This is a genomic window from Gilliamella sp. X-60, from assembly GCF_057063585.1.
Map to the genome: position 1 here is coordinate 15,368 of NZ_JBXSQJ010000022.1, position 23,176 is coordinate 38,543.

23 protein-coding genes, 1 tRNA gene and 1 other annotated feature are annotated in these 23,176 nt (G+C 35.7%); of the genes, 14 read left to right on the forward strand and 10 right to left on the reverse strand.

Going from position 1 to position 23,176, the window contains the following annotated elements:
- Nucleotides 1-3: 3 nt before the first annotated feature.
- The 4 genes from ACYIAM_RS10740 to ACYIAM_RS10755 all read right to left on the reverse strand — a co-directional run bounded on the left by ACYIAM_RS10740 (nucleotide 4) and on the right by ACYIAM_RS10755 (nucleotide 4,831).
- Entirely contained in the window at nucleotides 4-1,506 is a 1,503-nt protein-coding gene (locus tag ACYIAM_RS10740; RefSeq protein ID WP_483748249.1) for a glucan biosynthesis protein G, read from the reverse strand.
- Between the two features lie 74 nt (nucleotides 1,507-1,580).
- On the reverse strand, nucleotides 1,581-2,243 hold the full coding sequence (locus ACYIAM_RS10745) for a hypothetical protein (protein ID WP_483748250.1): 663 nt from the start codon (nucleotides 2,241-2,243) through the stop codon (nucleotides 1,581-1,583).
- Nucleotides 2,244-2,447: 204 nt separating this feature from the next.
- On the reverse strand, nucleotides 2,448-2,687 hold the full coding sequence (locus ACYIAM_RS10750; RefSeq protein WP_483748251.1) for a YecH family metal-binding protein: 240 nt from the start codon (nucleotides 2,685-2,687) through the stop codon (nucleotides 2,448-2,450).
- A gap of 200 nt (nucleotides 2,688-2,887) precedes the next feature.
- A complete protein-coding gene (locus ACYIAM_RS10755; RefSeq protein WP_483748252.1) occupies nucleotides 2,888-4,831 on the reverse strand; it encodes an exoribonuclease II in 1,944 nt (647 codons plus the stop codon).
- 136 nt (nucleotides 4,832-4,967) lie between these two features.
- Between ACYIAM_RS10755 and ACYIAM_RS10760 the strand changes: the two genes are divergently transcribed.
- On the forward strand, nucleotides 4,968-5,717 hold the full coding sequence (locus ACYIAM_RS10760; RefSeq protein WP_483748253.1) for an alpha/beta fold hydrolase: 750 nt from the start codon (nucleotides 4,968-4,970) through the stop codon (nucleotides 5,715-5,717).
- A 27-nt stretch (nucleotides 5,718-5,744) separates the two neighbouring features.
- Here ACYIAM_RS10760 and ACYIAM_RS10765 read toward each other — a convergent pair whose 3' ends face one another.
- From ACYIAM_RS10765 to ACYIAM_RS10780, 4 genes are read right to left on the reverse strand one after another with little or no spacing between them, the layout of a single operon-like run.
- Nucleotides 5,745-6,068 carry a prepilin-type N-terminal cleavage/methylation domain-containing protein gene (locus tag ACYIAM_RS10765; protein WP_483748254.1) on the reverse strand — a complete coding sequence of 108 codons (324 nt, stop codon included), beginning with the start codon at nucleotides 6,066-6,068 and terminating at the stop codon, nucleotides 5,745-5,747.
- Complete coding sequence (locus tag ACYIAM_RS10770; protein ID WP_174796174.1) at nucleotides 6,061-6,501, reverse strand: DUF2509 family protein; 441 nt, start codon at nucleotides 6,499-6,501, stop codon at nucleotides 6,061-6,063. Before ACYIAM_RS10770 ends, ACYIAM_RS10765 begins: the two co-directional genes overlap by 8 nt.
- Nucleotides 6,485-7,048 (reverse strand): prepilin peptidase-dependent protein, encoded by a 564-nt coding sequence (locus ACYIAM_RS10775; RefSeq protein WP_483748255.1) that lies wholly within the window; start codon nucleotides 7,046-7,048, stop codon nucleotides 6,485-6,487. Before ACYIAM_RS10775 ends, ACYIAM_RS10770 begins: the two co-directional genes overlap by 17 nt.
- Complete coding sequence (locus ACYIAM_RS10780; RefSeq protein ID WP_174796176.1) at nucleotides 7,042-7,518, reverse strand: prepilin-type N-terminal cleavage/methylation domain-containing protein; 477 nt, start codon at nucleotides 7,516-7,518, stop codon at nucleotides 7,042-7,044. The genes ACYIAM_RS10775 and ACYIAM_RS10780 overlap by 7 nt, the downstream gene beginning before the upstream one ends.
- Nucleotides 7,519-7,877: 359 nt before the next feature.
- On the opposite strand from ACYIAM_RS10780, the gene dapD reads away from it, so the two are divergent.
- The 4 genes from dapD (at nucleotide 7,878) to yqfB (ending at nucleotide 12,407) form a co-directional block, all read left to right on the forward strand.
- Nucleotides 7,878-8,702: a 2,3,4,5-tetrahydropyridine-2,6-dicarboxylate N-succinyltransferase gene (gene dapD / locus ACYIAM_RS10785; RefSeq protein WP_483748256.1), complete on the forward strand. Its 825-nt coding sequence runs from the start codon at nucleotides 7,878-7,880 to the stop codon at nucleotides 8,700-8,702.
- 113 nt (nucleotides 8,703-8,815) lie between these two features.
- Nucleotides 8,816-9,307: a YajQ family cyclic di-GMP-binding protein gene (locus tag ACYIAM_RS10790; protein WP_483748257.1), complete on the forward strand. Its 492-nt coding sequence runs from the start codon at nucleotides 8,816-8,818 to the stop codon at nucleotides 9,305-9,307.
- A gap of 201 nt (nucleotides 9,308-9,508) precedes the next feature.
- On the forward strand, nucleotides 9,509-11,857 hold the full coding sequence (gene bglX, locus ACYIAM_RS10795; RefSeq protein ID WP_483748258.1) for a beta-glucosidase BglX: 2,349 nt from the start codon (nucleotides 9,509-9,511) through the stop codon (nucleotides 11,855-11,857).
- 238 nt (nucleotides 11,858-12,095) lie between these two features.
- Complete coding sequence (yqfB, locus tag ACYIAM_RS10800) at nucleotides 12,096-12,407, forward strand: N(4)-acetylcytidine aminohydrolase (RefSeq protein WP_483748275.1); 312 nt, start codon at nucleotides 12,096-12,098, stop codon at nucleotides 12,405-12,407.
- Between the two features lie 72 nt (nucleotides 12,408-12,479).
- On the opposite strand, the gene ACYIAM_RS10805 is transcribed toward yqfB, so the two are convergent.
- The gene (locus ACYIAM_RS10805; protein WP_483748259.1) at nucleotides 12,480-12,944 is read right to left on the reverse strand and encodes an NfeD family protein; all 465 of its coding nucleotides are present in this window, start codon (nucleotides 12,942-12,944) and stop codon (nucleotides 12,480-12,482) included.
- Nucleotides 12,945-13,051: 107 nt separating this feature from the next.
- Nucleotides 13,052-13,960, reverse strand: coding sequence for an SPFH domain-containing protein (locus tag ACYIAM_RS10810; RefSeq protein ID WP_065638123.1), 909 nt, complete (start codon nucleotides 13,958-13,960; stop codon nucleotides 13,052-13,054).
- 371 nt (nucleotides 13,961-14,331) lie between these two features.
- Between ACYIAM_RS10810 and ACYIAM_RS10815 the strand changes: the two genes are divergently transcribed.
- The 9 genes from ACYIAM_RS10815 (at nucleotide 14,332) to rimP (ending at nucleotide 23,173) form a co-directional block, all read left to right on the forward strand.
- Nucleotides 14,332-14,622: a hypothetical protein gene (locus ACYIAM_RS10815; RefSeq protein WP_483748260.1), complete on the forward strand. Its 291-nt coding sequence runs from the start codon at nucleotides 14,332-14,334 to the stop codon at nucleotides 14,620-14,622.
- 8 nt (nucleotides 14,623-14,630) lie between these two features.
- A complete protein-coding gene (locus tag ACYIAM_RS10820; protein ID WP_483748261.1) occupies nucleotides 14,631-15,266 on the forward strand; it encodes a hypothetical protein in 636 nt (211 codons plus the stop codon).
- Between the two features lie 209 nt (nucleotides 15,267-15,475).
- Nucleotides 15,476-15,562 (forward strand) — a sequence feature (Trp leader region).
- Nucleotides 15,563-15,619: 57 nt separating this feature from the next.
- Complete coding sequence (locus ACYIAM_RS10825) at nucleotides 15,620-17,182, forward strand: anthranilate synthase component 1 (RefSeq protein WP_483748262.1); 1,563 nt, start codon at nucleotides 15,620-15,622, stop codon at nucleotides 17,180-17,182.
- A complete protein-coding gene (gene trpD / locus ACYIAM_RS10830; protein WP_483748263.1) occupies nucleotides 17,182-18,813 on the forward strand; it encodes a bifunctional anthranilate synthase glutamate amidotransferase component TrpG/anthranilate phosphoribosyltransferase TrpD in 1,632 nt (543 codons plus the stop codon). The genes ACYIAM_RS10825 and trpD overlap by 1 nt, the downstream gene beginning before the upstream one ends.
- A 15-nt stretch (nucleotides 18,814-18,828) precedes the next feature.
- Nucleotides 18,829-20,211 (forward strand): bifunctional indole-3-glycerol-phosphate synthase TrpC/phosphoribosylanthranilate isomerase TrpF, encoded by a 1,383-nt coding sequence (trpCF, locus tag ACYIAM_RS10835; RefSeq protein ID WP_483748264.1) that lies wholly within the window; start codon nucleotides 18,829-18,831, stop codon nucleotides 20,209-20,211.
- Nucleotides 20,212-20,238: 27 nt separating this feature from the next.
- The gene (gene trpB, locus ACYIAM_RS10840) at nucleotides 20,239-21,432 is read left to right on the forward strand and encodes a tryptophan synthase subunit beta (RefSeq protein WP_085247493.1); all 1,194 of its coding nucleotides are present in this window, start codon (nucleotides 20,239-20,241) and stop codon (nucleotides 21,430-21,432) included.
- On the forward strand, nucleotides 21,429-22,235 hold the full coding sequence (gene trpA / locus ACYIAM_RS10845) for a tryptophan synthase subunit alpha (RefSeq protein WP_483748265.1): 807 nt from the start codon (nucleotides 21,429-21,431) through the stop codon (nucleotides 22,233-22,235). The genes trpB and trpA overlap by 4 nt, the downstream gene beginning before the upstream one ends.
- Nucleotides 22,236-22,442: 207 nt before the next feature.
- Nucleotides 22,443-22,519, forward strand: a tRNA-Met gene (locus tag ACYIAM_RS10850).
- A 192-nt stretch (nucleotides 22,520-22,711) separates the two neighbouring features.
- Nucleotides 22,712-23,173, forward strand: coding sequence for a ribosome maturation factor RimP (gene rimP, locus ACYIAM_RS10855; protein ID WP_174796190.1), 462 nt, complete (start codon nucleotides 22,712-22,714; stop codon nucleotides 23,171-23,173).
- The last annotated feature ends 3 nt before the right edge of the window (nucleotides 23,174-23,176 follow it).

The following is a 23,176-nucleotide window of genomic DNA, read 5'->3' on the forward strand; positions in this document are numbered from 1 at the left end:
CAATTATTGTGCGGGATATTGCCCACTCCAAGTTTCGGAAATCACTTCATTAGTTGCTTGCGAAGCGAGTTGTATGCGAATATCAGTTGCTCTTTTACTGTCTTCAACATTGAATCGGACAATTACTCGCCAACCTTTAATTACTGGATTGTATTGCGTGTCACAACTTACGATAGAACCATTAGTAATACTTGAAATCACATTGACGGGCTCATTTTCTGATAATCCTGAACCAGCAAAGTCAATCACATATGCATTAGAACCATCAAGTTTACGAATTAAATTAGCTTGTTTTATATCACCTAATGATAAGCGTGTGCTAACTGCTCTTGCAACATTATTAGGATAACGTTGCTTTTCGTTTAACGAATAATGTAATCGATATTTGATATCAAGTGCATCTCCCGCTTTGTATTGTTTTTCGGGTACCCAAAATGTGACGATATTATCGTTAGTTTCATCTGCTGTTGGAATTTCAACTAATTCAACTCGACCTTTTTGCCACTCATTTAGCACTTCGACCCAAACACTTGGGCGTTTTTCATAGTGATCGTCAAGATCTTGATAATCATCAAAACCTTTATCACGCTGAATTAAACCGAACGCTTTTGGGTTTTCTAAGCTATAAGATGAAAACGATAAACGCTTAGGGTTATTTAATGGGCGCCAGATCCACTCGTTATTATTCGCTAAAATCGACAGACCATTAGAATCATGCATTGCGGGTCGGTAATTTAGCAATGGTGATGGTTGATTAGGTCCAAATAAAAACATACTGGTTAATGGCGCTATGCCTAATTTTTTTACAGAATTGCGGAAAAAGATTTTCGCTTGTACTGTGATGGTGGTATCAACACTTGGTACTAGTGTAATTTTATAAGCACCAGTTACACTTGGAGAATCGAGTAATGCATAGATAACTAAATGCTTTTGGTTTGGTTCAGGCCTTTCAATCCAATACTCTTTAAAACGTGGAAACTCTTCACCCGACATTTCTCCAGTATCAATAGCAAGCCCTCTAGCTGAAAGACCATATCGCTGATCTTTACCTACTGCGCGAAAATAACTTCCACCAAGTGCTGAAAATATTTCGTCGTCGGTTTTTGTTGGCGTATTAATTGGATAATGGACTTTAAAGCCAGCAAAACCTAAAGCTTTAGTGTCTAGTTTATCAAGATTAATTTGGCTTAAATCAAAATAACTAGGATCATATTGGATTGGGTTAACTTGATTATCAGCAATTTCATTGATTTTTATTGGAACGTCAAAGTACATTCCTTCATGATAAAACTCAAGTTTGAAACGGCTTTTTCGATCACCCCAATAGGCCTTTTGATGATTAAAGAGAATTTTTTGATAATCAGCAAATTGTAAAGACGCTAATTCATTTGGTATATTTTTAGATGGCTGAACATAAGCTTTTTTGGATGATTTTTCGGCTTTTGCAACCACATCATCAAACGAAAAAGCCCACGAAGAAAAGCTAATGCAAGAAACGCAAGCCATGCAAAGCACCTTGCTAATTAGTGTTTGACTAAAAGGATTATTGGGTAAAAAATTGTACATAAAGGCTCGCATTATTATCTAAAAATATTGAAGTAGTTGATAATATTATCTTTTGGGGCACTTAAGCATTTTTCGACATAATCTACTTTCATTTCTTGAAGGATGCTCGGATTTTCATCGATCAGGAAGTGAGAATAGTTATCTTTAGCAATCTTTGCTTTTAAGGATAATATATCTTGTTCAGACATTCTAAATTGTGGTTGAAAATATTGGGTTATTTTAGTGGTATCTTTTGTATAAATTGCAGCAACAAAATCGGCTGAATCCTGACAATAATTTTTAATATTGGTGTCAGTTGCTTTTATTTTGCTTAATTCAATATCATGTTCAGCTTGGCTCTCTTCAACTACTTTTTTGAGTTGCATACTATACTTTAATTTATAATTTTCGTTCAGATAAAAATTCAACACACATGATGACTGGTTACTATCACCTCTGCAATTTAAAATGCCATGTTTGGTAACATAGTTGTCGAAGTTTTTATCACCAACAATCTGAATTAATTGATTTTTAGCATCAACGACATAAGGATCGTTGGTTTCAGTTTGTTGTTTTAATAGAGATAGCTGATCAGCTTGTGAAATCGTTTCTTTATTTTTTGTTGGTGAAACTTTTTGGGCACAACTTGCGACAAGAATAGAGACAATGGCGCATATAAGGATGTTACTTACTTTCATTTATCAAATTCCATGAATATATTCTTGAGTATAATTTCAAAGTGAGCAAATTTGCTACTCATTTAATCCTGTTATTAGTAACAACCGTTACTGATAACGATTATTATTGTAGCGCAAAATTATATACTCTTATTGTTTTAAAAACACTAGCAGATTAAATTAAATTTAGAAAAAACGTGCTATATGGCGATATGGCCGTTTTTTCTAATGTTTGCATATTTTTTTATTATCGACTGTAAACTCAGATTCATGAACAACAGAAGGTTTAAATTTACCTTTTGATTTGAAAAAAGCGATAAGTTGCTCGGCATTCATATCAAATTGAGAACAAGTATGAAACTTTGCATTTGTGCCAAACTTGTCTTTGATGGCATTAAGTAAGGAAGATTCAGTGTAGTTATTCCCATCCATCATATGCAAAACTTTATGTCCGTGAATTGACATTATAGCCCCCCAAGTTGTTGTTCATTTAAGTCATGAAACTCAACGTTTCGAGCAGTGAAAGATAGCAGATATTACTAGTAAAAAAAAGAGGTTAAATATTAAAAATATCATAAATTTCTTTCGCTGATTTCCCCTGATGTATATCAGGGGAAAAGCAAGAGCGACGGCGGCAAAACATTGAATAAAGTGTAACGTTATTTTTATTCTTTATTCATGGATAATTTGGCAATGATTGCTTGATTTTCGCTTTTAACTTGATGAATAACAACCGAGATAGTGTCAGCCAGTTTATAGCAAGTTTCATCTTTAATTTTGATGATGCCTTCATCGGGTAATGGAATAATTTCTTCCTTGACAGGGTGAATCATAGAAAGGGGTACAAAAGCAAACGCACCGATATCGCATAAACGAATTCGAGCGCCACCACGATTAATATCAATAATTTCAGCTGAGTAATTTTCGCCGATTTTATCTGACAAATATTGAGCATAAAGGTTTTCAGCCATATCGCGTTCAGCAAAGCGTAATATTTTGCGTCTTTCATTCATACTTTTTAATTGCTCTTTATCTGGCGGGGTTAATTCTTGTGAACGGATATACGCTTTGATTAATCGATGATTGACCATATCGCCGTATTTACGTATTGGTGAAGTCCATGTTGCATAGGCTTCAAATCCTAAACCAAAATGCGGTTGTGGCTCAGTTGAAAAATCTGCAGGACTTTGGAACTTGCGGAGCTTTGTGGTCAAAAATGGATTATTGTCGATTATACGCCGTAACTTTACATATCCATCAAAAGATAAGAGTGATTCTTTATCAAACTCTGTAATCCCGTTATCATTTAAAAAATTTACCACTTGTTCAATATATTTATTATCAAAGCCCGAATGAATATTAAAAATCCCAAAGCCAATTTTATGTTGTAATTGTAATGTTAAAGCTTGGTTGGCAAGAACCATGACTTCTTCAACAATATGATTAGCAATCCGACGAGTTTCTTTAATTATGGATTGAACTTGGCGGTTTTCATTAAGTTCAAAACGATAATCACCCTTATCTTTAAATACTAGTGCATGAGTTTGTCGCCAGATTATGCGGATTTTAGCTAAGTCAGCTAACCAATTAAGTTGCTGTTTTATACTAAAATGATTAGTTGCTAATTCGTCATTATTTTCTAAAAAATTAGAGACATTGTTATAAGCTAGTTTAGCCTTTGATTCAATCCAAGCTGGAATAAAAGTAATATCATCGGTAATAATATTGCCCGCTTCATCAATATTCATTTTACAGATCATTGCAGGGCGTTTTTGATTCGCTTTTAATGAGCATAGCTCATTGGCAAGATCTTTGGGAAGCATAGGGATATTAAAATCTGGTAGATAAGTTGTGAAATTTCTAATTTTAGCAATATTATCTAGTTCGCTATTTTGTAATACATAAGCGGTGGGGTCAGCAATGGCAACCATCAGTTGATAATGCCCCAGTTCATTTTTAGAAACCGCAATGGCATCATCCATATCTTCAGTATCTTCACTATCGATGGTAAAAAAGTGAACATTAGTTAAATCTTGACGGTTATCAAGTTCAGTCTCGCTAATTGTCAATATTTCGGTTTGTGGGGCGTGCGTTTCTAAATCGTAACGGGCTAACGTTTTTAGCCAAAGTTGATAAGGGGAACCGCTTTCTGCAACAAAACGAATAACTTCAGCAAGGAAATGGTTATTTTCTTCTTGCAAAGGATGAGAAATAAGTGTTGCAACCACCCAATCTCCTTCTTTTAGTTTTTCGTTAACTTGATTGTTTATTTTACAGCGAATGGCAAAATTAGTCGGCATATTTTCAGGGTATATCACCATCGCACGATCTTGAAAACCAATTTTGCCGATAAATTGTTGCAATGCACCTTCAATTAATGATTCGGGTTCGAAAGACTCTTTATCGTTATGACTTATTACTGTTCCTGAAACTTTATCGCCATTACAGACTGTTTTCATCTTAGCGACAGGGATGAAATAACTTTTTTTATTATCTACATCTAAAAAACCAAATCCTTTTTCATGAGCTCTAACAATACCTTCAACGCGAGGCGTTTGTTCATGGAGTGCTTGTTTTAATTGTGCAAGTAGAGGGTTATTTTGAAACATATGGCTTAACACTAGTTAAAAAGTTAGTGTTAAATTCTATCATATTTATGTCAATTGTGGTTATTGAATTAATCGGTGATGACGTTGAAAATAGACGTATAATAATGCCACTTAAAATTATTGGTCGAATTAAAGTATGAAATTAAATTATAAATTGCAGGGTGACGGACAGCCGATTGTATTTTTGCATGGCGTATTTGGTAGTTTAGATAATTTAAATATGCTTGCAAAAGATTTTGCAAAGCATTATCAAACGGTTCAAGTTGATTTGCGTAACCATGGGCATTCACCATGGTCTGATAAGATGAACTATCAAGTCATGGCCGAAGATGTGGCTGAACTTTGTTATGATTTACAACTAAAAAATATCATATTAATTGGTCACTCAATGGGAGGGAAGGTTGCTTTACAATTGTCACAGATGCTATCAGATACTATCCAAAAAATGGTTGCTATTGATATTGCTCCCATAAAATATCACCGCTCAGGCAATGCCACTATTTTGAGAGTATTAATGTATTGCCTGACTAATCAAATTACCGATAAAAAACAGATCACCAATTTAATGGAACAAGCCGGTATTAATGCACCAACCATTCTTTTTTTATTAAAATCGTTTAAAAACGAAAAGTGGTTATTTAATGTTCAAGCGATTAATTCGCAGTATGGTCATATTTGTGATTGGGAAAATATTTCACCTTGCTTAAAACCAACATTATTTATTCGTGGTGGCAACTCGTCTTATATTACTAATGACGCATATGATGCTATTTTTGCGCAATTTCCGAATGCAAAAATCGAAGTGGTTGAAGGAGCAGGGCACAATGTTCATGCTGAAAAAACGCAGCAAGTTTTGCAATTATTACATCACTGGTTAGATAGCTAAATAATATTTAATCAGTAAATATTAAAATTAATTACAAAAAAGGCGTTGCTGCTTAGCGACTTGGTTGTTGGAGGCATTAACTGTTATAACTACCATTTTACACTGGGCATTATATGTTTTATTAGTGATCTTATAGTGCCAACCAGAAGGGATAATTTCATTGGGGGTATAAGGATAGCTATCAAGTAGTTGAAAAGCAATTTTATTGGCGCGCAAATAGTTTGCAAAGTAATGGTGTTTATTGAACAACGCTTGTTGGTAGTTAATCAAACCCAGCATAATAATTGAAAATAGTAGCGTTGCTATTATAACTTCAATCAAACTAAAGCCAGCTATATCTTTATTATTCACAATAAATAGCCTTTTTTTCTGGGCAATAATCGAGCCAATGACCTTTTTCAACGATTAATCTGTTATTATCAAAATGTGCAAGTGTATATAAATAAATATCTTCATCTTTGGATTCGCCACGGACTAATACATATTCATCGATTTTTAATAAAGACTGTTTTATGCAGGCTTTTAGTTGATAAGTTGGCTCGGTCATACAATGCCAATGGGTCTTAGGTGCTTGCCAATTTTGGCTAATTGCCCACGTTAACGATGAGCTTGCCTGATTAAATCGCTGATAGTATTGGCATTCCATTAATATCGCTTTCTGCCATGAGGCAATAAGCAAATTAAAGCTGATTAATATAACCAAACCCACACCCATTAAAATAATCACCATTAAAATAGTGCTAAAACCATGCGACACATAATGTTGTTTAAAATCGGTTCTCATTTTTGATGATTTCAGTTATATGATATTTAATCTGTTTGTTTTTTCTTAATTCAGCAGTGACTGATAGACTTATGGCATTGGGGAGCTGTTTTATTGTAAAGTCGGTTACTTTAATTTCGTTTGAATCGAACAAGTTTTCCCATTTGTTGCCAATACAATATATTGATCCTGTTCTATAGGCTATGTTGTTTTCTTTATAGCGATAAGTAAAAATATCAGACGCCATGGGGTTAAATCTGTCCCAGACCCAAGAATTGCGAATTTCACTATCATACCGAACAATAATGCATTGGGACTGTTTATCAATTTCAATTGCTTTAGCGGTCATTTTGCTTGGATTATTAGCAATAAAACCTGCTCGTTTGATGTCTTTCTTCATGCCGGCTAATCCAACTTCGATTGCTTGTTGCAAACGTGTTTTTTGATAATATTGTATGATGCTTGCTTGTAATTGAATGTAAAAAGAGGTCATTCCCAGCACAATTAGGCTTGATAATATCATGCCAATAAGCATTTCAAACAGGGAATATCCAGACGCTTTTAACATGGTGGTAAACCTGTTATATAACTGTTTTCTGCACAGAAACGGATGCGTCCAATTAAAGAAACTAAAACTCTGCTAGTACCTATCTTATTTTTTAATTGAAAAGACATTGTTTGCGCCATATTGCGACGTCCTAAGATAAAAGCACTTTTATTGTTTGATAATTCACTAATTTCAACGGAATTATCAGGTTTCATAAAATACAGCACGCCTTCACTGCACGAGCAGGGTTTTTCATCGTGAGTAATGGTAATGCACCAAGGTGATGTAAATTGGTGAATAATGTAATTCTCATTTTTACTGGACGCTTTTATTTGAACTTCATATAAAAAATAAGCCAGCTGCTTAGTTGTATAAGCTAATTCATCTCGCAACTGTTGCTCATGCCAATGCCTAATGCCTATGATAGCAAAAATGGCACTAATGCAGATGGCTATTAACAATTCGAGTAATGAAAATCCCCGATCTTGCATAATATTGTCTTTTTTAATATTGTGATAGATCTAGTGTAGCTTTGAATAAAATAACGGGTTACTTAGTGATCTTAATTTGTGACTTACTCTCCAAATAAATTGTATTTTTTTATTTTCAATTAAAAATTTGATAAAAAGTTAATCCAAAATCATTCAGTTAGAAAATTGTTTTTATTTGATTTCTTATTTGGTGTTTTTTGTTTTTTCGTAAGCGCTAATCATCATAATAATAAAGAACAGTGGGGAATGTGTAGATTTAGATGATCTTATTAAACCACTTAAAAAGCAAAGCGGATTATATTATACTGTTTATCCATTTATTATTTGCTAACGGATTTATAAGTTAAAGGAAACTTGAGATGCAACAATTACAAACTATTATTGAAGCAGCATTTGAACGTCGTGCTGAAATTACACCATCAAATGTGGATACGGTTACACGTGATGCGATTAACCAATGCATTGCCTTATTAGATAGCGGTAAAATGCGTGTCGCTGAAAAAATCAATGGGGACTGGGTGACTCATCAATGGTTAAAAAAGGCTGTTCTGCTCTCTTTCCGTATTAACGAAAACCAACTGATCAATGGGGGGCCGACTAATTATTATGACAAAGTGCCATTAAAATTTGCTGAATATGATGAAGCAAGATTCCAACAAGAAGGTTTCCGTGTTGTTCCGTCTGCTATTGCGCGTAAAGGTGCTTATGTTGCTCGTAATACCGTATTAATGCCATCTTATGTCAATATTGGTGCTTATGTTGATGAGGGGACTATGGTTGATACATGGGTAACTGTTGGTTCTTGTGCGCAAATTGGTAAAAATGTCCATCTATCAGGGGGGGTTGGTATTGGTGGTGTTTTAGAGCCATTACAAGCTAATCCAACTATCATTGAAGATAACTGTTTTATCGGTGCTCGCAGTGAAATTGTTGAGGGTGTGATTGTTGAAGAAGGCAGCGTCATTTCAATGGGCGTATTTATTGGTCAAAGCACTAAAATTTACGATAGAGCGACAGGCGAAGTGCATTATGGTCGTGTGCCTGCTGGTTCAGTTGTCGTTTCTGGTAATTTACCAACTAAATATGGTAAATATAGTTTGTATTGTGCAGTCATTGTTAAAAAAGTTGATGCCAAAACTTTAGGTAAAGTGGGTATTAACGAATTACTTCGAACGATTGATTAATTGCAATCCATAAGTATAAAGTTAAATGCTGCCTAAATTATTAGGCAGCAAATGCATCTCACTTGTTTTAGTAAATTTATTTATGTTTTATAACCGTTAGAAGAGGAAAATTTATGCCTTCTTTTGATATCGTGTCAGAAATCCAAATGCCTGAAGTTAAAAATGGTGTTGAAAATGCAACTCGAGAGCTAACAACCCGTTGGGATTTTAAAAATGTTGAAGCATCGTTTGAATTAAATGAAAAAAATGAAACGATTAAAGCAACCAGCCAATCTGATTTCCAAGTGCAACAATTACTTGATATCCTACGCGACAAGTTAGCCAAACGAGGTATTGATGGTGGTGCACTTGAGATCCCTGAAGAAATGGAGCATAGCGGTAAACTTTATAGTGTTACGGTTAAACTCAAGCAGGGTATTGATAAAGAGTTAGCTAAAAAAATTGTAAAGAGCATCAAAGACAGCAAAATTAAAGTGCAAGCTCAAGTGCAAGGCGAACAAGTTCGAGTTACTGGTAAATCACGCGATGATTTACAAGCGACTATGGCGTTAGTTAAAAATGGCGAATTCGGTCAACCGTTTCAGTTTACTAATTTTAGAGACTAATTTGTTATGTTAATATTGCCGATAAATGTCGGCAATATTATCCTTTAACAATTATCATTTATCTTTTGGGTATGGGTGTTTATCCAACAACTGCTATGCTGCCTTAAACGTAAATGTAAGTAGCGTAAAGAATGAGATTTTTTTTTATGAATACGTTATGCTATTTACTTGTCTATCCTCTTAATTATAACAATATTTATTATGATAAAAAAATTAGCGCTATTTTTATTTTTTCTTGTTTTTTCTGGATACTTATTTGCACAAAATCCTAATATCGAAATAAAAAAAGAAAAGGAAGTTCAAAACGTTCACGACATTAAGGATGTCAAAGATGCTAAAAACGTAAAGGATGAAAAGAAAACCTTTATTGATAATCTATTATCAAAAATGACGCTCCAAGAAAAAGCGGGACAATTACGTTTGATTAGCGTTGGTGGTGATCTAACATTAGATAAAGTGCTTGATCAAATCGAAGCTGGTGAAATTGGTGGTATTTTTAATACTGTTGTCGAACCTGACCTTTTTCGAATGCAAGAACGTGCTTTAAAATCTCCCAATAAAATCCCACTGTTTTTTGGCTTTGATATCATTCATGGTCATCGAACTGTGTTTCCGATTAATTTAGGTATTGCATCAACTTGGGATCGTGGCGCGATAGCAAAAGCGGCTGAAGTGTCAGCCGAGGAAGCGACATCGGACGGATTAAATATTACTTGGGCTCCTATGGTTGATATTACACGTGATCCAAGATGGGGGCGAGTGTCAGAAGGATTTGGTGAAGATCCTTATTTAACATCAGAAGCTGGGCGCATTTTTGTTCAAAAGATGCAAAAGCAATCGCTTGCCGATAAAAAATCACTGGTTACTGCTGTAAAACATTTTGCGCTTTATGGAGCAGTTGAAGGTGGGCGTGAATATAACAGCACCGATATGAGTGAACGTAAAATGTTTCAAGAATATCTAGTGCCTTATAAAGCGGCAATTGATGCTGGAAGTCGTGCAGTCATGGTTTCACTTGTGAGCGTTAATGGTATTCCTGCAACTGCTAATCATTGGTTATTAACCGAAGTGTTACGCAATCAGTGGCATTTTGATGGCGTTGTAGTCAGTGATCATGGTGCTATTCGTGAGCTGATTAATCATGGAGTGGCAAGTGATCCAAAAGATGCTGTTCGAGTTGCCATTAAAGCTGGCATTGATATGAGTATGAATGATGAATATTTCTTACAATTTTTGCCTGAATTGGTTAAAGAAGGTGCTATTACAGAAGATGAAGTCAATCAAGCATGTCGCCGTATTCTGGAGCTTAAATATGATATGGGGTTATTTAGTGATCCTAATCGTAATTTAGACCCAAAATTAGATATTGATACAATGTTTGCTGATAATCGATTGCATCGTGAAGAAGCCCGTGATGTGGCGCGTCGTAGTATTGTGTTATTAAAAAATGAAAATGAGATTTTACCTCTAGCTAAAAATAAGAAAATTGCGGTGGTTGGTCCATTGGCTGATTCCAAACGTGATATTTTGGGCAGTTGGGCGGGTGCTGGACGCGCTAATTTGGCGGTAACGCCATTAGAAGGTATTAAAAGCGCAGTTAAGAATTCAAAATCAGTTAATTACGCCTTTGGTGCCAACCTTTCTGATGATGCAAATTTATATCGATTTTTAAATTTATATGGCGAAACAGCTAAGTTTGATAATAGACCGGCGGATAAAATGATTGCTGAAGCGGTTAAAATAGCCCAAAAATCTGATGTTGTCATTGCCTTTGTTGGCGAGGCCGAAGGTATGGCGCATGAATCATCAAGCCGAACGGATCTTTCTTTACCTGCAAGTCAAAAACGCTTGCTTAAAGCGCTCAAAGCAACAGGTAAGCCTTTAGTTATTGCATTAATGAATGGTCGTCCATTAACGTTATCTGAAGAATATGCTCAAGCCGATGCTATGCTTGAAACTTGGTTTTTAGGCACTGAAGGTGGTAATGCTATTGCCGATGTGTTATTTGGTGATTATAACCCCTCTGGGAAGTTGCCAATGTCTTTTCCTGATAATGTCGGTCAAATCCCTGTTTATTACAGCCATTTAAATACGGGGCGTCCACGCGGTACTGAAAATATGGGTAAATATACGACCTCGTATTTTGATAGTCCAAACGAACCATTATTCCCATTCGGTTTTGGTTTAAGTTATACCAACTTTGCGATGGACTTTTCTTTATCTAGTACTGAAATGAACAAAGAGGGTGAAATTGTTGTTACAGTTAATGTCGAAAATATTGGTAAGAAAGAAGGCATGCAAACTGTTCAGCTCTATTTGCAAGATGTTACAGCGTCAGTTAGTCGTCCTGTTAAAGAATTGATTGGTTTTGAAAATATTACCTTAAAACCGCAATCAAAAGGCGAAGTAAAATTTGTTATTAAATATGATATGTTAAAATTCTGGAATGACAAAATGCAATATGTTGCAGAACCTGGCAAATTTAATGTGTTTATAGGTTCCGATTCAACAACACAAGATAAGAAAACTTTCACTTTGCTTGATAAATAAATTTTTAATTTTCCGTCGGCATTGGTCGACGGTTTTATTGTGTGATCAGTATTATGTTTGAATTTGATCTTGTCCTACAGCTTCTTCAACAAATGTGTGTTTATTTAGTGATTGCTTAGGAACTTTCGTGCTACTCGTTCTGTTTTTGGTGATGAAGACGGGACTACATGTAATATGGCAATAAAATATATAATCAAAGTAAAAAAGAAAAGTTGCTGATTACTTATGCAGGATAATTATTATGCAAAATGATATTACTTTTTATCAACGTTTTAAGTCCGATATTTTAGCTGGTTTAAAAGTTATTACTATCCGTGATAATAAAGAGTCACATTTTAAAGCTGGCGATAAGCTTCGTGTTGGTACTTTTGAAACTGACGAGTATTTTTGCACTATAAAAATAATCAGTGTTACACCAGTTACTCTTGACCAGTTAACGGAAGAACACGCAAAACAAGAAAACATGACGTTAAGCGATTTGAAAAAGGTGATTTCTGATATTTATCCATATGAAGATCATTTTTTTGTGATTCGTTTTTTGCTTTTGTAGTCATAAAAAATACGTGTTTTGAACACGTATTTTTATTCTTGATAAGAGCACAATAACATTAATTCAATGTCATTAGCTATTCAAGGGCTGTACGTTTAAGATTAAACCGTCAACAGAGATAACTTCAACACGTTGACCGACGTTAAGATCTTGATCGCATCTTGCTGACCATGTTCCGTCTTTGATTTTTACACGGCCAGAACCATTAACAATAGCATCAGTGACAACCGTTTTAATACCAATCAAATCTTGTTGTGGTTGATTAATTTCGCCTTTAGGTGATTTATCTTTTCCTTGTTTTTTAAGCCAGAGCCACCAAAGGTAAGCAGATGCAAGGGTTAGTATTGCAAATAAAATCCATAAAATTGGCCAAGAAAGCGATAAAACACAAGCAATTAAACCTACAATAATGGCTGCAATTCCACTCCAAAGTCCGTATCCGCCAGTGCCTAGTAGTTCAGCAATTAGCAAAATTCCACCTAAAGCGATAAACACCCAATGAGGAAAACTATAAAAAGTCATAAAAAAATCAGTCATCATCAATTACCTTTAAAATCCATTCAGTAAAAATCTTAAACATAGCGTTTATAGATTTTGTCAAAAAGTTTCAGGAAACACTATGTTTAAGTATAAAATTTGATTTTTTATTTCGTGTTTTTAATTAATTCAGCAATACCGCCAATGCTACCCATTAAACTTGACGCATCAAGTGGCATCATAATCACTTTACTATTATCAGATGAGCCAATTTGTTGTAGCGCTTCAGTATATTTTTGCGCAACAAAGTAGTTAATCGCATTGATATTACCCGCAGCAATAGCATCAGATACCATTTGAGTTGCTCTTGCTTCTGCTTCGGCAGCACGTTCGCGCGCTTCTGCTTGTAAAAATGCAGCTTGTTTTTCACCTTCAGCTTTTAATATTTCAGATTGTTTTTCACCTTCTGAACGTAAAATTGCAGCTTGGCGAACACCTTCCGCCTCAAGAATTTCAGCACGTTTATTACGTTCAGCTTTCATTTGCGCGTTCATTGCAGCAATTAATTCTGCTGGTGGGCGAACGTCTCGAATTTCAATGCGGGTAATTTTGATTCCCCATGGGCTTGTTGCGTCATCGACAATATTTAGCAACTTTGAGTTAATATGATCACGTTGTGATAACATTTCATCCAATTCCATGCTACCTAAAACCGTACGGATATTAGTCATCATTAAATTAATCACAGCACGTTCTAGTTGATTTACTTGATATGCCGCTCTTGCTGCTTCTTGTACTTGAATAAAACACACCGCATCAATTTGCACGTTGGCATTATCTTTTGAAATAACTTCTTGTGATGGAATATCAAGTACCTGTTCCATCATATTAATCTTACGACCAACACCATCCATAAATGGAATAATAATATTTAAACCAGGTTCAAGCGTATGCGTATATTTACCAAAACGCTCAATGGTATATTGGTAACCTTGAGGAACAATCGTAATGCCTTTTAAGACAGTAATTAAAGCAAGTAAAACAATAACACCAATGACGATATAAAATACAGGCATAGTTCAAAAATCCTTATAATTTTTTATAATAAAAATGTTTAGTTATTCTAAGCATAATTTCAATATTTGACTAGTTATAACTGATTTTTATAATAAAATTTATTATTTATCTATTCTCTTGGTTTTTTGTACCATAATGCTAATACTCTTTTATAAGTTCTTACACATACAACAGGATATGTTTTGTAATTATATAAATTTATGTTGTATATAATTATAAAATTATTAGAATTATCATGCTCTAATTTTGTTCATTAATTATCAGATCATTTACTGAAAAAATTAGATTCTTCGCCTAATATCTACTAATAATGACTAGAATATTATTTAACTTTATGGAAAATTTTAATTTTATTTAAATAGGAGAGAAAATGAAAGCTTTAAAGGCTGTTGTATTCGTATTAACAACTACCTTAATTTTAGTTGGTTGTGATAAAAAAAATGAAGAGTACTTTTTAAAAAACATAGATGCAGCTAATAAAAAAATGGAACAATGTAATAAGGATTTTAAAAAAGCATTTATGGCAAATGATGAAAAAGGTATCAAAAAAGTAGAAGAAGATACAGAATGCCGTGCTGCGGAGACTGCAATTAAAAAAGATAAAAAATTAAAATACGAATTAGAAAAGAAACGAAAAGAAGAAGAAAAAAACAAGCAATAGAATCAGAGATGTCCACTATTAATAAACAACTTATGGGTTTGTCATGGAATGATTCTGTTAATGAATATTTAAAGGTTGAAGAATGTCAGAATAGATTAACATTCACGCAAAGAGAAAACCCCAAATGTGAAGCGTGGAAAACGATTTATAATGAAAAAGTAGATGAGGGTATAAAAGAGTTAAAACAACTATCTTTTGATGAGCTAAAGCTAAAAATGCAGTCTCTTTGTAAATTAGATAAAAGAACAAATTCTAATTGTAGTATTGCTCAAAAAGCATTAGAAGAAAAAGCCGCTGATGAATTAACTAATGCTGATATTCAGACAATTGAAGCAAAAAAATCTCTATATTGTGCAGACGATATAGCGCAATTATCCGTTTGTAGAAGTAGTTGGGAAAAGGCTTGGAAAAATGAAAGCGACAAATTTGTAAAGTTATATATAGAAAATAATGCAGAATTTATTAATACTTATAATTCATGTGTTAATAAGCTACAAGAAATTAAATCTCAAGAGTTGGATTGGCAGGAAAAAAATAAATTAGAACTTTCAATTAAAGATGGCTATCCTTGCAGTCAAGTTAAAGAGGCTTACTTGAAAAGAGGAATGGGATATTCTAGGTTCGATAAAAAAATTGAAGAATAGCTGATTCTATATTCTTTTTCCGTTTAATTTTTAAGAGAATCACGAATTATTGCTTTTTAAATGCGTGAATGCAAATTTGATAATTATTTATACAATATTTCCTTGACAATAAATCAATGAACTAGTTTAATAGTACATAATTTGTGTTAAGCATATAAAAAATAATGAAACGACAATACTTTCTAACTTACATTCGTCAAACCACTGTTTTTGGTTGGTGGCACATTACTTTTGGCGGGTGATGTGATGACGTATTGTCTTTTCTTATAAAACCCGCTTAGTGCGGGTTTTTTGTTTCTAGCAGGTCAAAGAATCGGTATGAATAAAAATTAAATATAGATAGAGAGCCAACAATGAACAAGCCAACATTAACACAGCTAACCAAAACCATCGGGTATTATCAAGATCCGACTCAGGTGTTTTATCAATTATGTGATAGCAAACCGGCAACTTTGTTGCTTGAATCAGCCGAAATTGATAATAAGCAAGGAATTAAAAGTGTCATGATTGTCGATAGTGCATTACGTATTTCGGCAATAAATAATGAAGTGACTTTTAAGGCATTGACCACAAATGGTGAAAAGCTATTGCCTTTATTACAACAGGCTTTTACAGACAAGTTAGATATTGTACAAGTGGATGAACAAACACTTAAATTGGTTTTTCCGACTATTGATAGTCTGCAAGATGAAGATTCGCGATTAAAGTCACTCTCAGTCTTTGATGCATTACGTACATTGTTAACTATTGTGAATATTTCTAAGCAATGCGGTCAAGATGCAGTTTTTGTTGGTGGGCTATTTTGTTATGACCTTGTCGCTAGCTTTGAAAATCTACCTATTTTATCTTCCGATCAGCGGTGCCAAGAATTCTGTTTTTATTTGGCTGAAACTTTATTAGAGATAAATCATAAAGATCATGTATCCATTTTAAAAGCAACAGCGTTTACATCAGACGAGCTAGAAATAGAACGCTTAGCATTAACATTAGCCGAGTTAGAAGCAACTTTAAATCAACCAATAAAAGCCATCCAAACGCAGTCGCTAGTAAATATCAAGGTCACTTGTGATAGAAGTGATGATGATTTCAATACGATTGTCAAAAAAATGCAAGATGCGATTCAACAGGGGGAAATTTTCCAAGCGGTACCGTCAAGGCGTTTTTCGTTACCTTGTCCTAATCCATTATCGGCTTATCAGGTATTAAAAAACAATAATCCAAGTCCTTATATGTTTTATATGCAAGATAGTGATTTTGTGTTATTTGGCGCATCGCCTGAAAGCGCACTTAAATACACTAAAGCAACTAATCAAGTTGAAATCTACCCTATTGCGGGCACCCGTCCAAGAGGATTAACCGCCAAGGGTGAAATTGATTATGACTTAGATAGCCGATTAGAGCTTGAAATGCGTACTGACAAAAAAGAGTTGGCTGAACACTTAATGTTAGTGGATTTAGCCCGTAACGATTTAGCTCGTATTTGTAAATCAGGTACTCGTTACACCAAAGAGTTATTAAAAGTCGATCGTTACTCGTTTGTGATGCATTTGGTTTCGCGTGTGGTGGGGCAGTTGCGTAGTGATTTAGATGCGCTGCATGCTTATCAAGCTACCATGAATATGGGCACATTAACTGGTGCACCCAAAGTTCGCGCTATGCAATTAATTGCCGAATCGGAAAAAGTTAAACGGGGTAGTTATGGTGGCGCTGTTGGTTATTTTACCGCGAATGGTGATTTGGATACTTGTATTGTAATTCGTAGTGCGTACGTAGAAGAGGGGGTTGCAACAGTACAAGCTGGTGCTGGTGTGGTTTTCGATTCAGAACCACAATCTGAATCTGATGAATCGCGTAATAAAGCGCGAGCTGTTATCCACGCGATTATGGCGGCACATCATGTAGAAGGTGAATTCTAATGGCTAATATCTTATTTATCGATAATATTGATTCCTTTACTTACAATTTGGTTGATCAATTACGTAATAGAAAGCATTGTGTGACTATTTATCGAAATACCATTCCTGCCGATGTGATTATTGAAAAACTGTCACAAATGCAAAATCCTATTTTAATGTTATCACCTGGTCCTGGCGCACCAAGCGAAGCTGGCTGCATGCCTGAATTGCTCAAACGCTTAAAAGGTAAATTACCTATTATTGGTATTTGCCTTGGTCATCAAGCAATTGTTGAATCCTATGGTGGAACAATTGTACCAGCCGGCGATATTTTGCATGGTAAAGCCTCGCTAATTGAACATGATGAACAAGCGATGTTTAAAGGATTACCTAATCCGCTACCGGTTGCGCGTTATCACTCTTTAAAAGGCGAAAACATCCCGAAAACACTCACTATCAATGCGCTTTGCAATAATATTGTCATGGCAGTGCGTAATGATGAAGATCGCGTTTGTGGGTTTCAGTTTCACCCTGAATCAATTCTAACCATTCAAGGGGTAAAACTGTTAGAGCAAACAATTGCGTGGGCACTTAATCCACCAGACAAAAAAGAACAAACAAAACAAGATGCTATTGTTGACAAGCAAGAATACAATATTCAGCCGATTCTTAATAAATTATATTTAGGGCAAGTGCTCACACAAGCAGAAAGTAACATACTGTTTAATTTAATTATTCAAGGTAAAATTGAACCAACAGTATTAGCAACCGCGATTATTAGTATGAAAGTTCGAGGTGAAAAACCAGATGAAATTGCTGGTGCTGCTCAAGCTTTACTTGAAAATGCTGACGTTTTTGATATCCCCGATTATGATTTTACCGATATTGTCGGAACAGGCGGGGATGGCACCAATAGTATTAATATCTCAACTGCCAGCGCCTTTGTGGCTGCTGCATTGGGTTATAAAGTGGCCAAACATGGTAATCGTGGTGTATCAAGTAAATCAGGTTCTTCGGATGTACTTTCTGCGTTAGGCATTAAATTAAATATGCCGGCACAAGCTTCCCGCCAAGCATTAGATGAACTTGGCGTGTGTTTTTTGTTTGCTCAGCAATATCATTCAGGTTTTCGCCATGCGGCGTCAGTTCGTCAGCAGTTAAAAACACGCACTATCTTTAATGTTCTTGGACCGTTGATCAATCCATCTCGACCTAAACGTATTTTACTTGGTGTGTATCATCCAGATTTAATCAAGCCGATCGCAGAAACATTACAAATGCTTAACTATCAACATGCTTATGTGGTGCATGGTGCCGGTATGGACGAAGTTGCCATTCATGGCGAAACCTGCGTTGCGGAAGTGAAAAATGGCGAAATCCGTTACTTTACTCTTACACCGGACGATTTTGGCTTACCAACATATAGCTTAAAAGATATTGAAGGTGGTACGCCTGAGCAGAATCGTGATATGTTAATTGCCATTTTACAAGGTCATGGTAAACCGGCTCACGAGGCAGCCATTGCTGTTAATGTCGCGATGCTAATGAGTTTGTTTGGTGAAGAAGACTTAAAACAAAATGCGCAGCGTGCAATAGAAATGATGCACAGCGGAAAAGCTTATGCGCTATTACAACAATTAGCAGCAAGATAACAAATGGAGAACAACATGGCAATTGCAGCCTTAGCAAAAAATGTTGAAATGGCAACAGTATTAAAAAAGATCATTGAAGATAAACAAATTTGGTTAACTGAGCAGCAGACAGCAAAGCCACTTGCAATGTTCAAATCAGCAGTAATACCCAGTGATCGCAATTTTTATCAAGCACTAACTCAACCCCAAAAAGTATTTATTTTAGAGTGTAAAAAAGCATCACCATCAAAGGGATTGATTCGAGATGATTTTGATCCAGCGCGTATTGCTAGCGTTTATAAAGATTATGCTTCGGCAATTTCGGTGCTGACTGACGAAAAATATTTCCAAGGTAGCTTTGAATTTTTACCAATAGTTCGCAATGAAGTGACACAACCAGTGCTTTGTAAGGATTTTATTATCGATGAATATCAGATCTATTTAGCGCGCTATTATCAAGCCGATGCGATACTATTAATGTTATCTGTATTGAACGATGATGAATATTGTCATTTAAGTAACATTGCTCATCAACTTAATATGGGCATACTGACTGAAGCTAGCACCGAAAACGAGGTTGACAGAGCTATCCAACTCGGAGCAAAAGTAATCGGTATTAATAATCGTAATTTAAGGGATCTGACGGTTGATCTAAATCGGGTAAAAGTTTTATCTAAGTCAATTCCAAGCGATCGCATTATTATTAGTGAGTCGGGTATTTATACCCATAGTCAGGTTAAAGATCTCAGCCATTACGCTAACGGATTTTTAATTGGCAGTGCGTTAATGTCAGAACCCAATTTGACGTTGGCGATTCGCAAAGTGATGTTAGGTGAAAATAAAGTCTGTGGCTTAACACGTACTGAAGATGCAGTAAATGCTTATCAAGCGGGTGCTGTTTATGGTGGTTTGATTTTTGTGACAAATTCAGCGCGTTATATACAGCCAATTAAGGCACGAACAGTTATTGCCTCGGCACCACTGAATTGGGTTGGTGTTTTTCGAAATGAAGAGATTGAAACCGTATACCAAATAGCAAAACAGTTATCCTTATATGCTGTCCAACTGCATGGCGATGAAGATGAAAACTATATCGAAACATTGCGACAAGGATTACCTAAAACTTGTCAAATTTGGAAAGCACTAAGTATTGGAAGCACCATCCCTAAACATGACAATCCATTAGTTTCACGCTATCTATTCGACAACGGGGCTGGTGGCACCGGCGAATGTTTTGATTGGACAATGCTTGCTGATCACAATTTAAATAATGTCATTTTAGCTGGTGGTATTAATCCACAGAATATAAAGGCAGCTTTAGCGACGGGTGTGATAGGAGTTGATCTTAATTCAGGGGTTGAAGTGTCACCAGGTATTAAAGATAAACAGAAAATCCAAGCTGCATTTGAACAAATTTAATTTTTAATTTTAAAAAAAGGAATGGTTATGTCTAAATTAAATCCTTACTTTGGCGAATTTGGTGGGCAATATGTTCCCCAAATATTAATGCCTGTACTTGAGCAACTTGAGGACGCCTTTATTTCGGCAATCAATGATCCTAACTTTCAAAAAGAGTTTAATGATTTATTAGTGAACTATGCAGGCAGACCAACTGCATTAACTTTATGTAAAAATCTAACCGCTGGCACGAAAACCAAGCTTTATTTAAAACGGGAAGATTTGGTACATGGCGGTGCGCACAAAACGAACCAAGTTTTAGGACAAGCGTTGCTTGCTAAAAGAATGGGCAAAACCGAAATTATTGCTGAAACGGGGGCGGGGCAACATGGAGTTGCATCAGCTTTAGCGTGTGCATTACTGGGTTTAAAATGCCGAATTTATATGGGTGCGAAAGATGTTAAACGCCAAGCACCGAATGTGTTTAGAATGCGACTCATGGGGGCAACGGTGATCCCCGTTGAAACAGGATCTGCAACCTTAAAAGATGCCTGTAACGAAGCATTGCGCGATTGGTCTGGAAGTTATGAAAAAGCTCATTATATGCTTGGTACGGCAGCGGGTCCGCATCCTTTTCCAACCATTGTGCGTGAATTTCAGCAAATGATCAGCCGTGAAGCAAAACAACAAATTCTTGAAAAAGAAGGGCGTTTGCCAGATGCGGTGATTGCTTGTGTTGGCGGTGGCTCAAATGCTATTGGTATGTTTGCTAATTTCATTGATGATAAATCGGTCAGATTAATAGGTGTTGAGCCCGGTGGTCATGGTATCGAATCTGGTGAACATGGAGCTTCGCTTAAACATGGTAAATTGGGGATTTATTTTGGTATGAAATCGCCAATGATGCAAACAGATGAAGGGCAAATTGAAGAATCATATTCGATATCAGCAGGACTTGACTTCCCATCGGTTGGACCACAGCATGCGTATTTAGATAGTATTGGTCGCGCTGATTATGTGTCCATTACCGATGATGAAGCGCTTGATGCCTTTAAGGCCTTATCGCGACATGAGGGCATTATCCCGGCGCTAGAATCATCACATGCACTCGCCTATGCTATGAAAATGATTAAAGAAAACCCCACTAAAGAACAGCTATTAATCGTTAATCTATCAGGCCGTGGCGATAAAGATATCTTCACCGTTTATGATATTTTAAAAGCAAAAGGAGAAGTCGAATGAACCGTTATCAAAAACTGTTTGCCACATTAACAGCCGAAAAACGTGGCGCTTTTGTTCCTTTTGTACCGGTTGGCGATCCAACGCCAGAACAGTCGTTTAAAATCATCCAAACTTTGATTGAGTCTGGCGCCGATGCGTTAGAATTAGGTATTCCATTTTCAGACCCGATGGCCGATGGTCCAACCATTCAAAATGCTAATATTCGTGCATTCAAAGGTGGAATAACCGTTGAAAAGTGTTTTGAGATTCTAACTAATGTGAGAGCGCAATATGCTAATATCCCAATAGGGTTACTTATTTATGCTAATTTAGTTTTCAAAAAAGGTATCGACAATTTTTATGCCAAGTGCGCCAAAGCGGGAGTTGATTCGGTGTTGATTGCCGATTTACCTGTTGAATATGCAAAAGAATTTACAGGGGCAGCAGAAAAATACAATATAGCGCCAATTTTTATTTGTCCACCTAATGCTGATGATGAAGTCATTAAGAATATTGCTAAGCATGGTAAAGGTTATACCTATTTGGTCTCACGTGCAGGTGTTACTGGTGCTGAAAATCGCGCGAATAAACCACTTACTCATTTGTTAAAAAAATTAATTGAGTTTGGTGCGCCTCCGGCTTTACAAGGATTTGGTATTTCCGAGCCAACTCAAGTTAGCGAAGCGATTAAATCAGGTGCGGCTGGGGCAATTAGTGGATCAGCAACGGTTAAAATTATTGAGAAAAATCTTGTTAATCCACAGCAAATGCTTAGTGAATTGGCAAATTTTGTCCAAACAATGAAAAAGGCAACTGGTAAGTAATTTATAGCACAATGTAATAGGCGCAATAATCGACTTGAAAAACGAATTATTGTGCCAATATTAGTTAATCAGTTATGCTTAATTTATTTGGTGTGCACATTAAAATCAACGCGTGATATTTTTTAATAACTTTAAGCTTAATGATAAAACAAGCGTGATTTGCAGTTGCATTTTATTGAAAATGCCGTATAATTCTCATTCATCTATCGCGGGGTGGAGCAGCTTGGTAGCTCGTCGGGCTCATAACCCGAAGGTCGTTGGTTCAAATCCAGCCCCCGCAACCACTTAAATTTTCATTCATAAATCAATCTATCCTGTTATTGTTTGAAAGTTCGAATGAAGTGGCTTCATTATAGTTAGTTTTTTGAATGTAAGCCTCGCATGTCGAGGTTTTTTTTCGTGTTATTATTTAAGCGTAAGTTTAAAAGAAATGTTGGGCTATATGCCCTTTTTTATTTTCTGCAGTGGAGGTTTGTTTGGCTAATATAGAACAGCAATTGACCGATATCATTCAAGAGCCAGTGAATGCACTTGGTTTTGAGTTAGTTGGCGTTGAATACATTCGTGGCCGTTATCCTGTGTTACGAGTTTATATTGATAGTGAAAATGGTATAACTGTTGATGATTGTGCTGATGTTAGTCGACAAATTAGCTCGGTGCTTGATGTTGAAGACCCTATCAAAGATGCATACAATCTTGAAGTTTCATCGCCCGGCATGGATAGGCCTTTGTTTACGCTTGAACACTATCAACGTTTTATTGGTGAAGAAGTCGCAATTAGTTTACGTATTCCTGTTGCTAACCGACGCAAGTGGAAAGGGCGAATTAAGTCTATCGATAGTGAGATGATTACATTAACTGTGGATGATAGTGATGAAGTGTTTGCTTTTAGTAATATCCAAAAAGCGAACATAGTACCTAATTTTAACCTTAAATAGAGT

Bases quoted from the DNA above. Each gene is read 5' to 3' on its own strand.
- ACYIAM_RS10820 (WP_483748261.1), top strand. From the start codon at position 14,631: ATGTCCACTATTAATAAACAACTTATGGGTTTGTCATGGAATGATTCT.
- ACYIAM_RS10770 (WP_174796174.1), bottom strand. From the start codon at position 6,501: ATGAGAACCGATTTTAAACAACATTATGTGTCGCATGGTTTTAGCACT.
- ACYIAM_RS10780 (WP_174796176.1), bottom strand. From the start codon at position 7,518: ATGCAAGATCGGGGATTTTCATTACTCGAATTGTTAATAGCCATCTGC.
- ACYIAM_RS10745 (WP_483748250.1), bottom strand. From the start codon at position 2,243: ATGAAAGTAAGTAACATCCTTATATGCGCCATTGTCTCTATTCTTGTC.
- ACYIAM_RS10805 (WP_483748259.1), bottom strand. From the start codon at position 12,944: ATGACTGATTTTTTTATGACTTTTTATAGTTTTCCTCATTGGGTGTTT.
- bglX (WP_483748258.1), top strand. From the start codon at position 9,509: ATGATAAAAAAATTAGCGCTATTTTTATTTTTTCTTGTTTTTTCTGGA.
- trpD (WP_483748263.1), top strand. From the start codon at position 17,182: ATGGCTAATATCTTATTTATCGATAATATTGATTCCTTTACTTACAAT.
- ACYIAM_RS10775 (WP_483748255.1), bottom strand. From the start codon at position 7,048: ATGTTAAAAGCGTCTGGATATTCCCTGTTTGAAATGCTTATTGGCATG.
- ACYIAM_RS10740 (WP_483748249.1), bottom strand. From the start codon at position 1,506: ATGGCTTGCGTTTCTTGCATTAGCTTTTCTTCGTGGGCTTTTTCGTTT.
- ACYIAM_RS10750 (WP_483748251.1), bottom strand. From the start codon at position 2,687: ATGTCAATTCACGGACATAAAGTTTTGCATATGATGGATGGGAATAAC.
- trpA (WP_483748265.1), top strand. From the start codon at position 21,429: ATGAACCGTTATCAAAAACTGTTTGCCACATTAACAGCCGAAAAACGT.
- trpB (WP_085247493.1), top strand. From the start codon at position 20,239: ATGTCTAAATTAAATCCTTACTTTGGCGAATTTGGTGGGCAATATGTT.
- ACYIAM_RS10810 (WP_065638123.1), bottom strand. From the start codon at position 13,960: ATGCCTGTATTTTATATCGTCATTGGTGTTATTGTTTTACTTGCTTTA.
- ACYIAM_RS10760 (WP_483748253.1), top strand. From the start codon at position 4,968: ATGAAATTAAATTATAAATTGCAGGGTGACGGACAGCCGATTGTATTT.
- ACYIAM_RS10790 (WP_483748257.1), top strand. From the start codon at position 8,816: ATGCCTTCTTTTGATATCGTGTCAGAAATCCAAATGCCTGAAGTTAAA.
- trpCF (WP_483748264.1), top strand. From the start codon at position 18,829: ATGGCAATTGCAGCCTTAGCAAAAAATGTTGAAATGGCAACAGTATTA.
- ACYIAM_RS10815 (WP_483748260.1), top strand. From the start codon at position 14,332: ATGAAAGCTTTAAAGGCTGTTGTATTCGTATTAACAACTACCTTAATT.
- ACYIAM_RS10825 (WP_483748262.1), top strand. From the start codon at position 15,620: ATGAACAAGCCAACATTAACACAGCTAACCAAAACCATCGGGTATTAT.
- dapD (WP_483748256.1), top strand. From the start codon at position 7,878: ATGCAACAATTACAAACTATTATTGAAGCAGCATTTGAACGTCGTGCT.
- ACYIAM_RS10755 (WP_483748252.1), bottom strand. From the start codon at position 4,831: ATGTTTCAAAATAACCCTCTACTTGCACAATTAAAACAAGCACTCCAT.